Source organism: Enterococcus sp. S86.2, from assembly GCF_059834485.2.
The window spans coordinates 1,721,614-1,736,266 of record NZ_CM206813.1; the positions used below are offsets into that span (position 1 = coordinate 1,721,614).

General features: G+C 36.9%; 13 protein-coding genes and 1 tRNA gene. 2 read left to right on the forward strand and 12 right to left on the reverse strand.

What is annotated here, in order from left to right; all coding sequences use genetic code 11:
- From AC6R0T_RS08005 to AC6R0T_RS08015, 3 genes are all read right to left on the reverse strand, one after another.
- Positions 1-702 (reverse strand): ABC transporter ATP-binding protein, encoded by a 702-nt coding sequence (locus tag AC6R0T_RS08005; RefSeq protein ID WP_206903735.1) that lies wholly within the window; start codon positions 700-702, stop codon positions 1-3.
- Between the two features lie 187 nt (positions 703-889).
- Positions 890-2,038, reverse strand: coding sequence for an N-acetylglucosamine-6-phosphate deacetylase (gene nagA, locus AC6R0T_RS08010; protein ID WP_206903736.1), 1,149 nt, complete (start codon positions 2,036-2,038; stop codon positions 890-892).
- A gap of 75 nt (positions 2,039-2,113) precedes the next feature.
- On the reverse strand, positions 2,114-2,947 hold the full coding sequence (locus AC6R0T_RS08015; RefSeq protein WP_303753904.1) for a helix-turn-helix domain-containing protein: 834 nt from the start codon (positions 2,945-2,947) through the stop codon (positions 2,114-2,116).
- A 132-nt stretch (positions 2,948-3,079) separates the two neighbouring features.
- On the opposite strand from AC6R0T_RS08015, the gene AC6R0T_RS08020 reads away from it, so the two are divergent.
- Positions 3,080-3,253 carry a DUF2187 domain-containing protein gene (locus tag AC6R0T_RS08020; RefSeq protein ID WP_206903738.1) on the forward strand — a complete coding sequence of 58 codons (174 nt, stop codon included), beginning with the start codon at positions 3,080-3,082 and terminating at the stop codon, positions 3,251-3,253.
- Between the two features lie 136 nt (positions 3,254-3,389).
- Here AC6R0T_RS08020 and AC6R0T_RS08025 read toward each other — a convergent pair whose 3' ends face one another.
- Positions 3,390-4,607 carry a pyridoxal phosphate-dependent aminotransferase gene (locus AC6R0T_RS08025; RefSeq protein WP_206903739.1) on the reverse strand — a complete coding sequence of 406 codons (1,218 nt, stop codon included), beginning with the start codon at positions 4,605-4,607 and terminating at the stop codon, positions 3,390-3,392.
- A gap of 91 nt (positions 4,608-4,698) precedes the next feature.
- A complete protein-coding gene (locus AC6R0T_RS08030) occupies positions 4,699-4,854 on the reverse strand; it encodes a hypothetical protein (RefSeq protein ID WP_303753903.1) in 156 nt (51 codons plus the stop codon).
- A 70-nt stretch (positions 4,855-4,924) separates the two neighbouring features.
- On the opposite strand from AC6R0T_RS08030, the gene AC6R0T_RS08035 reads away from it, so the two are divergent.
- Positions 4,925-5,009, forward strand: a tRNA-Leu gene (locus AC6R0T_RS08035).
- Positions 5,010-5,336: 327 nt separating this feature from the next.
- On the opposite strand, the gene ykzS is transcribed toward AC6R0T_RS08035, so the two are convergent.
- From ykzS to AC6R0T_RS08070, 7 genes are all read right to left on the reverse strand, one after another.
- The gene (gene ykzS, locus AC6R0T_RS08040) at positions 5,337-5,522 is read right to left on the reverse strand and encodes a protein YkzS (protein WP_206903741.1); all 186 of its coding nucleotides are present in this window, start codon (positions 5,520-5,522) and stop codon (positions 5,337-5,339) included.
- Between the two features lie 14 nt (positions 5,523-5,536).
- Positions 5,537-6,322: a hypothetical protein gene (locus AC6R0T_RS08045; RefSeq protein WP_282462414.1), complete on the reverse strand. Its 786-nt coding sequence runs from the start codon at positions 6,320-6,322 to the stop codon at positions 5,537-5,539.
- Between the two features lie 199 nt (positions 6,323-6,521).
- The gene (locus tag AC6R0T_RS08050) at positions 6,522-8,351 is read right to left on the reverse strand and encodes a glycoside hydrolase family 13 protein (RefSeq protein WP_303753902.1); all 1,830 of its coding nucleotides are present in this window, start codon (positions 8,349-8,351) and stop codon (positions 6,522-6,524) included.
- 4 nt (positions 8,352-8,355) lie between these two features.
- A complete protein-coding gene (locus AC6R0T_RS08055; protein WP_396140044.1) occupies positions 8,356-10,767 on the reverse strand; it encodes a glycogen/starch/alpha-glucan phosphorylase in 2,412 nt (803 codons plus the stop codon).
- A 143-nt stretch (positions 10,768-10,910) separates the two neighbouring features.
- On the reverse strand, positions 10,911-12,347 hold the full coding sequence (gene glgA / locus AC6R0T_RS08060; protein WP_303753901.1) for a glycogen synthase GlgA: 1,437 nt from the start codon (positions 12,345-12,347) through the stop codon (positions 10,911-10,913).
- A 1-nt stretch (position 12,348) separates the two neighbouring features.
- Positions 12,349-13,494, reverse strand: a complete 1,146-nt coding sequence (gene glgD / locus AC6R0T_RS08065) for a glucose-1-phosphate adenylyltransferase subunit GlgD (RefSeq protein WP_206903746.1) — start codon at positions 13,492-13,494, stop codon at positions 12,349-12,351.
- Positions 13,484-14,626: a glucose-1-phosphate adenylyltransferase gene (locus AC6R0T_RS08070; protein ID WP_230710508.1), complete on the reverse strand. Its 1,143-nt coding sequence runs from the start codon at positions 14,624-14,626 to the stop codon at positions 13,484-13,486. Before AC6R0T_RS08070 ends, glgD begins: the two co-directional genes overlap by 11 nt.
- Positions 14,627-14,653: the final 27 nt, after the last annotated feature.

Genomic DNA, 14,653 nt, shown 5'->3' on the forward strand with positions numbered 1-14,653 from the left:
TCACCACGCAATCTCTGCAACAGAAAGTGGGTTTTCGTTTAGCGTGATACTTCTAACCTTGGCGTCGTTAATTTTAATCACCCGATCGGCCATTGGTGCAATAGCAGAATTATGGGTAATAATAATTACCGTTGTTTGAAATTCCGCTGCTGTATCTTTTAAAATTTCCAAAATCTGTTTCCCTGTTTCATAATCCAATGCCCCAGTTGGTTCGTCACAAAGCAAGATTTTAGGTTTTTTTGCCAAAGCGCGAGCAATCGTTACTCTTTGTTGCTCCCCTCCGGACAATTGTGCCGGGAAGTTATTCATACGTTTGCCTAAACCAACTTTAAGCAAAACCTCTTCTGCATCCATAGCATCAGTTACAATTTGTGATGCTAATTCTACGTTTTCTTTGGCAGTCAAGTTAGGAACTAAATTATAAAACTGGAAGACAAAACCCACGTCATTTCTTCGATAACCGGTTAATTGTTTGGCATCAAAACGGGCAATGTCTACGCCGTCCACTGTAACTTGGCCACTATCACAAGTATCCATTCCTCCCAATATATTTAGAACTGTCGATTTTCCAGCACCACTTGGCCCTAAAATAACAGCAACTTCACCCTTTTCAACACTGAAGGTAATATTATCATTGGCGATGATTTCAGTGTTGCCCATTTGATACTTTTTCACCTCATTAAATACTTCGATATAACTCATAAAATTAGCTCCCTCACAAAAAAATTCTCGTTAATTTAAGTTTAACACAAGATATTTCTTACACAAAAATTCAACTGTCGAATTTCATTTTTTCTTTGACGGAAATTTAAAATAACGCAAAGTATTTCCTGCAACAAAAAAAGACGATAACCAATATTTTGGCTATCGTCAAAAAAATCTATTTAAATTAAGCTTCGTAGCGTTTTGTGCCATCTAAATAAGTGGCAGCTAATGTCATATCGGGATTCAAGACGATAAAGTCTGCATCCCGCCCTTTTTTAATCAAACCACATTTGTCATCGATTTTACAGCTGACAGCTGGAACCCAAGTTGCCATCATAATCGCTTCTTCTGGTGTGGCAATTTCCCAATCCACTACATTTTTGATTGCTTCTTTTAATTTCAAAATACTACCGGCTAAATTGCCTTCTTTCATACGAGCAGTACCATCTTTTACGACTACAGGAAATTCGCCTAAAATATAATTTCCATCTGGCATACCGCCAGCCATCATGCAGTCCGTGATTAATGCTACATGATCATGTCCTGCTTTTTCCATTAAAATTTCAGCCGCTTGTGGGTGAACATGGTGACCATCACAAATTAATTCTGAAAATACATGTTGCAGGCTAAGTAGCGCACCAACCATACCGGGTTCGCGGTGATTCAAACCACGCATCCCATTATAAGCGTGAACAAACACGCTTGCTCCAGCTTCAACAGCTTCCGTTGCTTCTTCTAGCGTTGCATTGCTGTGACCCAATGCAACAACAACACCTTCTTCAGTTACTTGGTTAACAAATTCGCTAACGCCTTTACGTTCAGGAGCTAACGCAATTTTTTTAATCAAGCCGCCAGAAGCTTCTTGCCATTCATGGAAAGTATCAATATCTGGGTCGCCAAAGTAAGATGGATTTTGCGCACCTTTATGTTCTTCTGTAAAGAATGGTCCTTCAAAATAAATCCCTTGAATTTTAGCACCTTTTACATCTTGGTATGTGTCGCCAATTGTTTTTGCAACATCTTTTAATAACTCTTTTGTAGAAGTTAAAGTTGTTGGCAAATAAGAAGTTACGCCACATTCCAACAAACCTTCAGACATGATTTTCAAACCTTCAGCATTATTGTCCATAACATCTTGGTTTTTGTAACCATGAATATGTGTATCCACTAAACCTGGGGCAATCCATTTGCCACTATGGTCAATAATATTCGCATCTTTTTCAGGTAGTTCAGCATAGTAGTTACCAAATTTTCCGTCAATAATTTCTAAATAGCCGGCTGATTTGGTATCAGAGTTTAAGAAAAACTTGTCAGCATAAATAAATGTTCGCATTTAAATCGCTCCTTTGATTTACTAACTTAAAATTACTCCTTCTTTTCCCAGAAGTCAAGAAAGGTCTACACCATTTTACAGATTTGTAATCCGTTGGACAGCGCTAGATATTTTGAAATATTTTTCGCATTGCTCATTTTTGCCCTGCGCTTCATAAATCAAGCCCTCAAGGCGGAAAAGTTCTTCCAAATAATAATAACTTTTTTGTTTGCGCACCATTTCCGTTCCTCGTTTGACAACGTCCATCGCTTCGTCATAACGCTTTTCTCGATATAAAAACAGACCGTAATTATAGAAAACTTTTGCAAGCCGACAGTCGATACGTTCATTTGGCAATGTATAAAAGAGTTCCATACTATAGGCTAAGTTGAACTCTCCTTCTTTTTTTTGGCCTAGATCCACTTGCACGCGACCGATACAAGAAATTAATTGAATTTCATTTGAAGCAATAAAATGTTTATCTGCTTGAAATGTATAAGAAAGACCGTGTTTTAAATATTGTAAAGCCAACTCCAAATCTTTACCCAAAAAGTATTCACAACTACCTAGATAATAGTAATAAAGCTGTAAATCTGTGTCTAAATACAACTGGTCTAAAATAGCTGGTTGGTTTAATAAGGCAGCAAGCTTTATATACTCTTTATGAAAAAAGTGATAAGCCATTTGATCTAAGAGTAAATTTACTTTTCTAATCTCCTCAAAGTGGAGCGTCATAACTTGATCGATTGTTACGCCTAAGCGTTCGCACAAATTTTGCATCACCAAGACATTTGGTAATTCTTCATCATTTTCAATCCGACTTAAGACACTTTGCGAACAAATATTTTGCGACAACATTTTTTGTGTTAATTTACGATCTTTACGAATTTGTTTTAAAACGTGGCCAAACGAAACATTTTCTGCTGTCATTATTCTAACTGCCTCCAATTATGCGAATTAGCATTACCCTTTTTGTATATTTTATCACATAATACCCGCAAAGGCGCTACCGAAAACGAGCAACTTTTTCGCAACAATTGAAAAAATAAGGAGGATTTTAGAATGAAACAACCATCAAATGTTAGCTTTATCTGGCAAGACGAAAAATTTTATGGCTGGATTGAAAAAGAATATCAAAATTCATTTTTAATCAATGTCACCGATCCAAACGAAGAATTAGAAACCAAGTACGCAAAAAGGATTATCATCAGTAAAAAAGTCTGCGAGCTTCTTTAACAAACCGAATAAAAATACATTTACATAACCACAATACTTGTTTTTACATATATGTAAAAAAGAGAATGAACAATTGTGTTCCCCGTTAAAAAGTTAAACTTTTCAACGGCACAATTTTATCATTCTCTTTTTTATTTTATTTTTGTTGATAGGTTGCTAAAAACTCTCGTAATTTTTCGGCTGTAAATTTCAGGTCGTCCATTTTTGGTAAATAGACAATCCGAAAATGGTCAGGCTCTTGCCAGTTAAAGCCGCCACCATGCACCAATAAAATTTTGTGTTCATGTAAAAAGTCCAGAACAAATTGTTCGTCATTTTTGATATTGAACCGTTTAATATCAATTTTAGGAAAAATATAAAAGGCAGCTTTTGGTTTTACTGCTGAAAGTCCGGGAATATCATTTAAAGCATTGTAAATATATTCCCGCTGCTCATAAATTCGACCACCCGGCAATAATAATTCATCACTACTTTGATACCCGCCAAGAGCAGTTTGAATGATTTGTTGGGATAATACATTAGAACACAAGCGCATGGAAGACAACATGTTTAGCCCTTCAATATAATCTTTCACACCTTTTTTATCCCCACTTAAGACCATCCACCCCACGCGAAAACCCGCAACACGATGTGATTTTGACAGACCATTTAAAGTAACGACAAACCGATCTGGGGCCAAAGTTGCAATTGGGACATGGGTTAGACCATCCATAACTAAACGATCGTAAATTTCATCTGAAAAAATAATCAAATCAAATTCCCGCGCTAATTCCACGATACCTTCTAATATCTCTTTTGGATATAGAGCACCTGTAGGGTTATTGGGATTAATGACTACGATTGCTTTGGTTTTACTGTTAATCTTAGCCCGCATATCCGAAAGATCAGGATACCATTCACTTTCTTCATCACAAATATAATGAACGGGTTTACCACCAGCAAGAGAAACAGAGGCTGTCCACAGCGGATAATCCGGGGAGGGTACCAATATTTCATCGCCGTCATTACACAAGCCTTGCATGCACATTGTAATTAATTCGCTAACACCGTTGCCAGTATAAATATCATTTATCGTAACATTAGGAAATCCCTTTAATTGGCAATATTGTTCAATTGCCTTTCGTGCCGAAAAAATTCCCTTAGAATCAGAATAGCCTTCTGATGAACGGACATTCATAATCAAATCACGAACAATTTCATCCGGGGCTTCAAAGCCAAAAGGTGCAGGATTACCAGTATTTAGTTTTAAAATACTAACGCCTTCTTCTTGCATGCGATCGGCCTCTTCCAACACCGGACCGCGCACGTCATAGCTGACACCTTCTAATTTATTTGATTTCTCAAAGTGTTTCATCATCATCGCCCCTTTTTAATTGAATTCTTTTAATTACTTTACTTTTTTATCCTTTAAAAAGCAATCTTTCCTGTGATTTTTCGTAAAAGTTTTAATTTTTTTTCCGCCAAGAATTAATACCAATGTCAATAGCGATACTTGCCACAATGCCCAGAAAAATTCCCAATAAAAGCTTATCTAAAATTAAGCCAACTAAAAGCCCCAACAAAACTGCAGGCAAAAGAAACGTACCGTCAGATTTTTTCATATTAACCTTCCTTTTTAATCTTAATCTTGACAAAGGATTTTTTTCTAAGGTATCATAAGTTGTTGTTTTCGCAGAAGTGTTGGAATTGGCAGACAAGCAAGATTGAGGGTCTTGTGGGCGTAAAGCTCGTGCGGGTTCGACTCCCGTCTTCTGCATCACTCCAGTAGGTTTAAAAAGGATACAAATCTTATTTTTCTAAGATTTGTATCCTTTTATCTTTTTATCACGCTTAAAAAATGAAATGGAATCACTTATTTGCAGTTGCTAAATAAGACCAAAACAAAACCTTGGACAGTCCTTTTTATAAATAGCATTTTCTAAATACTTCGCCTTAAAATAAAGCAAATAATCAAAAACATATAAAAATTTTTTAATTAGCCAATTTATTACAAAAGAGACCGTACTTGCTGCAACACAACTGACCTAAATACCTAACTTTTTTTAGCGCAGCAGATATCTGAGCCTTTTGCACTAGCCCATTTCTACAAAACAGTCGGGTCATAATGATACGTAATATCGCCATTATGATGCGCTTCACCGACAAAGTATTTTTTATCTTCACGACTAGCCCAAGCATTGCGAAAAAGGAAAAAATTTTCCTGTGTCACTTCAATTTTTTCAATTTCACCATTTTTCAATTTCTCTAGTTGTAAATCATATGCTTCCATTTAATCAAAACCTCTTACTCTTCAAAATAGCTGGGGCTGCGGCGACTTTCTGATTGCCCCTCTTCAATTAAGCCTTTTAAATCGCGCTCTAAAACTTTCCCCTTTTTTTCCTTATTTACTGCTGCTTTAGCAGTTGTATCCTCTTTTTCGGAATTTTTTTCATGATGAAATTTTTCAACAGTAGGATCATCACCTTTTTTTTCTTGAAAAGCAGCCGGTTCATGATCAAACAGCAAATACTGTTCTTTGTTTTTGTGTAACGAGTCGATTAATTCTGTTTCCTCCACAGCTGCTTTTTTTTCATCAGGAATTAAAGAAGCTGGAATATATTTGGGGACAAAATAAGAACGCCCTGAAGAATAACGCTTCATTGTACTTTCTTCAGGTGTTATTTGCGGTTTGTTCTTCACTTTATAGGTGGAGCGCTTATAATCTTTCCCAAAAAGAGAAGTTCGACCGGCTAAATCTGTTTCAGGTTTAATTTTCTTGCTGTAGTCTGGTAAATTTTCCCGATGTTTTTTTAGCTCTTCTTGCTGCGCCAAGGTATGTCCTTGTTTTGCAGCAGTCGCTTTACGGGAACGGCGCAAGGCCCGTTCTTCTTGCATCTGTGTGTTTTTTAAAACACTTTTTTTAGGTGGTGTATAAAAGGCGGTTCCCTTGTCTTCTGGCTCATCAGTTAAAAGCCAGCTGCGATCTTTAGCAAAGAGATTCCGCTTTTCTTTTTGAATTTTTACGTTTTCATTATCATCATAGGCTGGAAAACGGTAATGTTTACGATTAATATCTGTATATTTTCCCATTTTAATTCATCCTTTATCTACTTTGTTTCATCATACCATAAAGTACCAAAATCTAGCGAAATTCGCCACGAATAACAATTGTTTTAAAAAAATATACAAAAAAACCTGAACAAAATTTGCCACAAGCGCAGTTTACCTGTAGGAGCTTACTTGCAGTTTTATTTTGTTCAGGAATATTTTTATTAATCAAAAAGATAAATTATTCAAATAACTTACCACTAAAAGTTAGCGTTCCGGCCTCTTGAATCGTATTGTTACGCCCAATAATCGCCTGCAAGCGTTCTTTAGTAATCGGTAAGGGACGCAATGTTTGAATTTCTGCTACATTCAAAACTTGAAGCCCGTTTGTCGGATTAAAAAAGACCAAAACAAAGTCTTCTGCATCATAACGCAGTACTCCTAAAATCCGTTCTGTGTACAACAACAGAAAATCTCCCTCGTAAATAACCGGATTTTCTGCCCGTAAAGAAATCCATTTACGACAAGCTTCATAACAGTCTTCCTCAATATTATCCCAAGGGAAAAACTTGCGGTTATCTGGATCTTTGCCCCCAGTTAAACCAGCTTCATCACCATAATAGACACAAGGGACACCCGGAAAAAGATGCAACAGAGCAAAAGCCAGTGACAGTTTTCGTTTATCGCCATTTAATTGCGTTAAAATTCGCTCCGTATCGTGGGTCCCAATATTATTGAAACTATTGTAAAAGATGTCCCGAGGATAATTTTCTTGTAAGGTTGTAAAATGGCTGGCAATAGTTTCTGGACGACAATCTGCCATAAGAAAAGCTAGTGCTTGCTCTCTTAGAGGATAGTTCATAACCCCTTGGAGATGGTTTCCTAAAATATATTGGCGTCTTTTGCCATAAGAAATTTTATTAGAGGCGTCTTCCCAGACTTCACCTAACAAAACTTTGTCCGCAAATTGGTCCAAATTGCTTCGAATACCGGCAATAAACTCGTCTGGCAATTCATCCGCCACATCTAAGCGCCAGCCGTCAATACCAAATTTATTCCACTTTTGTAAAACACCAGCAGAACCAAAAATAAAAGCTTGGAATTCTTTGTTCTCTTTATTAATTTCTGGTAAATCTTTTACTCCCCACCAAGAATTATATTCATCTGGATAGCGGTTAAAGGTAAACCAAGGATAATACTGGCTATGAATATTACGATATGCTCCTTTATCAATACCGTAAGCGCCGTCGTAATTAAAGTAAAGACTGTTACGCCCTACGTGGCTAAATACACCATCTAAAATGACATGAATATCATTTTGATGCAACGCATCTAAAAGATCAGCAAAGTCTTCTTCTGTTCCTAAAATGGGATCGATATTCAGATAGTTACTCGTATCATAACGATGATTACTTCTGGCTTCAAAAATCGGATTCAAATAAATCCCTGTAATTCCCAATTCTTTTAAATAGGGAATTTTAGCTTTAATTCCTTTAAAGTTGCCTCCAAAAAAATCCCAGCGGGCAATATCGCCGTTTTCATCTTTAATATACATCGGAGTATCTTCTTTACTACCATAAATAAATGTATTGGCCTTAGGATTATTTACTAACTCCTTGGGATTACCATTATAAAAACGGTCGGGAAAAATTTGATAAAAAACGCCTTTACGATACCAATTAGGAGCTGTTTCTTTTTTTTCAAAACAGGTCACTTGATAGGCATTTATCTCCTCTAAGTGATCGACCAGCTTTCCTGGGCCGCCTCCTGCTACTGCACCATAATATCGGGTATATTCTGCGTGGTTGGCGTCTAAATAATGTAATTCAAAATAATAAAAATAAACACCTTTCCCCTCGTTGAAAAAGTAATCAAAATGATAAATTGCCGTGCCATAACTTTCCATCTTAATCCTATGGCTTTGACCGCCATCATGGGCAATTACTAACGTTACCCCTGTGACGTTAGGATCATCTGCTTTAAACTTAAAGGATATAAACTCATTAACCAAAATCGCGCCAAAGGGCTTTTTATACTCTTCTAACCATGAATTAAAATACACTTTGGTCATGGGATTACCTCATTACTTCTTTATGGGCAAAAACTGGTTCAATTTGCCAAATATCTTCTGCATAACGTTCTACCGTATGATCAGCCGAAAACTGACCGGCATTGGCGATGTTAATTAGACTAATTTGTTGCCAATGTCTTTTATCTTGATAAAGTTCTTCAATTTGTTTTTGGGCGCGACAATAAGAATCAAAATCTCTTAGTACAAAGAATTCATCATTGTATTTGATTAACGAATCAAAAATTTCTTGTCCTTCAGAATGGATATTAGGAATCGTGCCATCGATAAAGGCATTCAAAACCTTTTGAATAGTCGGTGAATCCTCATAAATTCCCATCGCATTGTAGTTTTGTGCATGATAATAGGCATAAACTTCTTCTTCAGTTAAACCAAAAATAACAATATTGTCTGTTCCTACGGCATCGCGAATTTCGATATTAGCACCGTCTAACGTTGCCAAGGTAACTGCACCATTTAACATTAATTTCATGTTGCTAGTACCAGAGGCTTCTTTTGAGGCCAGTGAAATTTGCTCACTTACATCAGCAGCTGGAATAATCCGTTCTGCTAATGTCACATTATAATTTTCTAAAAAGACAATTTTCAGTCGATCTTTAATGTCTGGGTCATTATTAATTAATTGCGCAGTTTCATTGATTGCTTTAATGATGGCTTTAGCATATGTGTAACTTGGCGCCGCCTTAGCCCCGAAAATAAATACCCGCGGTTCTATCGGTAAATCGGGCTGTTTTTTTAGATCAAAGTATAATTTCAAAATGTGTAAAAGATTTAGCAGCTGTCGTTTATATGCATGCAGTCGTTTTATTTGGACATCGAAAATCGCATCAGGAGAAACGGTAATAGCGGTTGTCTCTTTAATATATTTGGCTAAAGCAACTTTATTTTCTCGTTTTGCTTTTGCTAAGGCTGTCAAAACGTCATCATCTTCAACGAAATTTTGTAGTAAATGCAAGTCATTTGGTTTTTTACGCCACGAAGTTTTAATTGTTTCGTCTAAAATCTTTGCCAAAGGTTCGTTAGAAAGTTGCAGCCAACGTCTTTGGGCAATACCATTGGTTTTATTATTGAAGCGCCCTGGGAAAATTACGTAAAAATCATGTAACACGACATTTTTCAATAAGTCGGTATGCAATTTAGCAACACCGTTGGTACTATGGCTACCAATAATTGCTAAATTCGCCATGTGAACTTGGCCATTTTGGATAATCCGAGTACGCTCGATTAAATTTGTTTCATAATATTTGCGATATTGCGTAACAAAACGACGGTCAATTTCAGCAATGATTTGATACATCCGTGGCAGCATTTCCTGCATTAGCTCAATCGGCCATTTTTCCAGTGCCTCTGCCATAATCGTATGATTGGTGTAACTCATTACTTTAACAGTCACTTCCCAGGCTTGCTCCCAAGATAAATCACATTCATCCAGCAAAATTCGCATCATTTCTGGTATACATAAAGCCGGATGGGTATCGTTAATGTGAATGGCAATAGATTGGCTCATGGCAGTTAGCGGTTTATTTAGTTTTTTAAAGTAGCGAACGATACTTTGAACACCTGCCGAAACAAAGAAATACTCTTGTAAAAGTCTGATTCTACGACCTCTTTCATTGGAATCGTCAGGATACAAAACTGCGGTTAAATCTTCTAATTCGCGGCGGTCTTCTAAACTGCGATACTTACTTTCTTCAGAAGCTGGAATTTCGACAGACCATAGTCTTAAGGTATTTACCACATCATTTTGATACCCTACCATTGCTGTATCATAAGGAACAGCTTTAATGAGACGACTATTTTCATAGACTGGTTTTAAGCGACCATCGGCTAGTGGCATCATGTAAACATTTCCACCAAAGCGCACATCGACAGCCTTACTTTCTTTGCGCACTTCCCAAACATTCCCATTATTTAACCATTCGTCTGGTAATTCGACTTGATACCCATCAACAAAACGCTGTTTAAACAAGCCATAATCATAGCGAATACCATTGCCGTTTCCTGGTAAGCCACAAGAAGCAATCGAGTCCATAAAACAAGAAGCTAAGCGCCCTAGGCCCCCATTTCCCAAAGCCATGTCTTTTTCTTGTTCCACAATCGAATCCAATGAAAAACCTAATTCGGTTAAACCATCCCGAACGGTGTCTAAAATCCCTAAATTTAATAAATTACTTTTGAGCATTTTCCCGGGTAAAAATTCAATGGAAAAGTAATAAACTTGCTTTGTTTCCTCAGTTAAATAATCTTTCCACGTTTGTACCCAATCATCAGCATAGTACGTTTTTACCACGCTTCCCAAAACGTGAAAAAGTTCTTGCGGTGTTGCATCACTGATATCCATCGCATATTTTTCTTTGAGCCGCTGGATCATTTCCTCTTTAAAAACCTTCTTGGTAATTTTCATCTCTTTTCCTCCCGGATATTAAAAAGTTGAAGAAGATTCCTTCTTCAGCTAAATATTTTTTAGTAATTTCCTTTTTAATTCGACAGGTAAGAAACCGAAAAACAGTCAGCTGTTTCTCGGTTTCCTCTGCCTACTTGCTAAATTAGCGTTTCATATAACGCAACATATTCTTTTGAAGAAGTTTTCCAACTAAAATCTTTGACCATTGCTTGTTTGATTAAGCTTTGCCAAGTTGCAAAATCATCAGTGTACAAAATCAGCGCTCTTTCAATTGCTTTTAAAAGCTGATAGGAACTAAACTCAGCAAAACCAAAACCAGTTCCGATGCCGCTCACGATATTAAAAGGTGTAACTGTATCTTTTAGGCCCCCAATTTCATGAACAATCGGCAACGTTCCATAACGCATCGAAATCATTTGTGATAAGCCACATGGCTCAAATGCAGAAGGCATTAAAAAGACATCTGCAGCTGCATACATCATTTGAGCTAAGTTCACATCAAAAGAGATGCTAACGGAACATTTTTCTGGATAAGTCGCTGAAAAATAGCGGAAGCCATTTTCAAAATCCTTATCTCCCGTTCCAAGTAGGACTAATTGGACATCATTTTGTAAAATATTGTGTAGTTCATCTAGTAAAAGGTTAAACCCTTTTTGGTAAGTTAGACGGCTGACAACTGCTAAAAGCGGCACATCGGCTCTTTGAGGTAGTCCCATTTTTTCTTGCAACGCAGCTTTATTTTGCGCTTTTCCCGTCAAGTCTGTGTTGTCATAATGAAAAGGTAACGCAGGATCTGTTTTAGGATCGTTTAAATCGTAATCAATCCCATTTAAAATACCGCTTAACTTGCCAGCTTCCATTCGCAAAATAACATCCAGGCCAGAACCAAATTGTGGTGTTTGTATTTCCTCAGCATAAGAAGGACTCACCGTATTGACGCGATCAGCGTATAAAATTCCTGCTTTCATAAAATTCAAGCAATCATTCATGCGCACAGTTCCATCTTCATAACGCTCCATCCCCACACCAAATAAATCAGGTAAAACACTGCCGTCGTATTGTCCTTGAAATTCAATATTGTGGATGGTTAAAACCGTTTTGATGCTGTTATACGCATTAATCCAACGATACTTCTCTTTTAATAAGAAAGGAACCATGGCAGTATGGTAGTCATTAACATGTAAAACATCTGGAAGAAAACCAATTCGTTCCAGCATTTCAATTAATGCCAATTGGAAAAAGGCAAACCGTTCGCCATCATCATAATAACCGTATAAACCATCCCGATTACCAAAGTAATATAAATTGTCTAAAAAATAATAGGTAACATCATTTAAAACTAACTGTTTTACCCCGCAATACTGCCTGCGCCAACCAACATTTACATAAAAAGAAAATAAATCTTCACACTGATCAGCATATTTTTCCGGAATTTTTTTAGCGAAATAAGGCAATACGACACGACAATCAATTCCTTTTTTTACTAATTCCTTTGGCAGGGCACCTGCAACATCCCCAAGTCCGCCTGTTTTAAAAAAAGGGGCACATTCAGCGGCAGCAAATAATACCTTCATTTTATTCGCCTCCGTAAATATCTGAAATCACATGACTTTGTTTTTTGATTACTAACGGCTCTTCTTTTGTCCCAATGATTTTAACACCAGGGGCCACTTGAACTTCTTTATCTAAAATCGCATATTTTACTAGCGCCCCAGTACCAATTTTATTATTTGCCATAATGATAGAATCTTCTACTGTCGCGTCTTCACTAATTAGTGTGTGACGAGAAACTAACGAATTCTTCACGGTTCCTTCAATAATTGAACCTGTTGCAAATTGTGAATTCTCTACTTGTGAAGTCGGTGCATAATATGTCGGCACTTCATTTTTTAATTTAGTATAAATTTTCTTACTTGAATATAACAGTGAACTAAATTTTTGTGGTTCCAACATATCCATATTCGCTTGATAGTAAGAATTAATATCAAAAATATTGTTTAGATAACCAGTATATTCATAAGCAGAGCTTTTCACGTTGGTAATATTAGAACGTAAGAAGCTTTCTAAGTTAACAGATACTCCCTCATTTTGTCCTTGAGATAAGGCCTCGATCAGGCGGTTAGTTTGAACGATATAAATATCGGCTGATAAATTCACCAAGTCTGTCAATTGCGCATCTTTTGCTTGTGTTGCACCAATAATTTTGCCGTGTTCTTCAACGTCTAAAACAATATCGGTTGGATAAACTTGTGATTTTGGCATCCGTTTATAGACCACTGTCATATCGTTTTCTTGCATTTGATGAATTTTTAAAACAGCACGTAAATCAATGTTGCAAAGCATTTTGCTGCCCATAAAGACCGTATATTCTGACTTTGATTTGCGTAAGTAATCAATTACGGTATCGTAATAATGTTTATTTTCTGCTTTTTGTTTTAAGAAATCTTGGTAGACATGAATAAAGAAACGATTGCGAACGCTGTCTAAGTTCCACTCTTTGCCACCGCCGATGTGGTCAAAAACCGACTGTGTTTCCCCTTCATTAAAGACCATAAACACCGTATTAATGTTGGCATTTACAATACTGGATAAATTAAAATCGATTAAACGATACTTACAATCAAAGGGTAATGTTGCTAGCGGACGGTTTTCGGTTAATGGTAATAACTCATTATAACGATGTAAATTACCCAAAATCGCACACATTTTATTAGTTCTCATCAAGAGTCACTCCAATCACTTCAGAATAGCCGACAACAGCAATTTCCTCGCTGCCATCAATAACCGCATCGTCCCCGACAATCGCATTTTCCCCGATAATCGCCCGATGAATTTTAACATTTTTTCCAATCGTTGCCCCAGGCATTACCACGCTATCAGTAATAACGGTTCCTTCTTTCACTTGTACGTCGTCTGATAAAATGGAATGATTAATTTCACCTGAAACATAACAGCCATCCACAATTAATGAATTTTTCACTGCTGCTGTTTCGGTTAAAAAGTGCGGAGGTGAAATCGTATTTTTTGAAAATACACGCCATGATTTGTCTCGAATTTCTAATTCCATATCCGGCTCGATGAATTCCATATTGGCTTCCCAAAGTGAATCAATTGTGCCTACGTCTTTCCAATAGCCAGAAAAACGGTAAGCAAATACATTTTCACCTGATTCAAGATAGTTTGGAATAACGTGTTTCCCAAAGTCGATCATTTGACCATCTTTTGAGTAGCTGTTCATTAAGACATTCCGTAAGCGTCCCCAGTTAAAAATATAAATCCCCATCGATGCTAAGTTGTTTTTGGGTTCCTCTGGTTTTTCTTCAAATTCAATAATGCGATCACTTTCATCTGTATTCATAATCCCAAAACGTGAAGCTTCTTTAATTGGGACTTCAATAACAGCGACAGATAATGAAGCATTATTGGCTTTATGGGTTTCTAACATGTCTTCGTAATCCATTTTATAAATGTGGTCGCCAGACAAAACTAAAACATATTGTGGATCCATTTGATCAATATAGGCGATATTTTGATAAATTGCATGGGCCGTACCTTCAAACCACTTACTTCCTTCAGAACTTGAGAATGGTTGTAAAATCGTTACCCCTGAATTGATGCCGTCTAATCCCCAACTAGCACCATTACCAATATGATTGTTTAATGCTAATGGTTGATATTGTGTAACCACACCAACATTGCGAATTCCTGAGTTGGCACAATTGCTTAAAGTAAAGTCAATAATGCGATAACGTCCGCCAAACGGGACTGCTGGTTTGGCAATATTTTTGGTTAATTTTCCTAGCCGCGTTCCTTGACCGCCGGCTAAAATCATTGCTAACATTTCTGTTTTCATTTTTGCGGTGAAATTTCACCATTCCCC

Coding starts and splice junctions, on each gene's coding strand:
- glgA (WP_303753901.1), bottom strand. CDS start 12,347: ATGAAGGTATTATTTGCTGCCGCTGAATGTGCCCCTTTTTTTAAAACA.
- AC6R0T_RS08030 (WP_303753903.1), bottom strand. CDS start 4,854: ATGAAAAAATCTGACGGTACGTTTCTTTTGCCTGCAGTTTTGTTGGGG.
- AC6R0T_RS08015 (WP_303753904.1), bottom strand. CDS start 2,947: ATGACAGCAGAAAATGTTTCGTTTGGCCACGTTTTAAAACAAATTCGT.
- AC6R0T_RS08020 (WP_206903738.1), top strand. CDS start 3,080: ATGAAACAACCATCAAATGTTAGCTTTATCTGGCAAGACGAAAAATTT.
- AC6R0T_RS08050 (WP_303753902.1), bottom strand. CDS start 8,351: ATGACCAAAGTGTATTTTAATTCATGGTTAGAAGAGTATAAAAAGCCC.
- glgD (WP_206903746.1), bottom strand. CDS start 13,494: ATGAGAACTAATAAAATGTGTGCGATTTTGGGTAATTTACATCGTTAT.
- AC6R0T_RS08005 (WP_206903735.1), bottom strand. CDS start 702: ATGAGTTATATCGAAGTATTTAATGAGGTGAAAAAGTATCAAATGGGC.
- AC6R0T_RS08070 (WP_230710508.1), bottom strand. CDS start 14,626: ATGAAAACAGAAATGTTAGCAATGATTTTAGCCGGCGGTCAAGGAACG.
- nagA (WP_206903736.1), bottom strand. CDS start 2,038: ATGCGAACATTTATTTATGCTGACAAGTTTTTCTTAAACTCTGATACC.
- AC6R0T_RS08025 (WP_206903739.1), bottom strand. CDS start 4,607: ATGAAACACTTTGAGAAATCAAATAAATTAGAAGGTGTCAGCTATGAC.
- ykzS (WP_206903741.1), bottom strand. CDS start 5,522: ATGGAAGCATATGATTTACAACTAGAGAAATTGAAAAATGGTGAAATT.
- AC6R0T_RS08045 (WP_282462414.1), bottom strand. CDS start 6,322: ATGGGAAAATATACAGATATTAATCGTAAACATTACCGTTTTCCAGCC.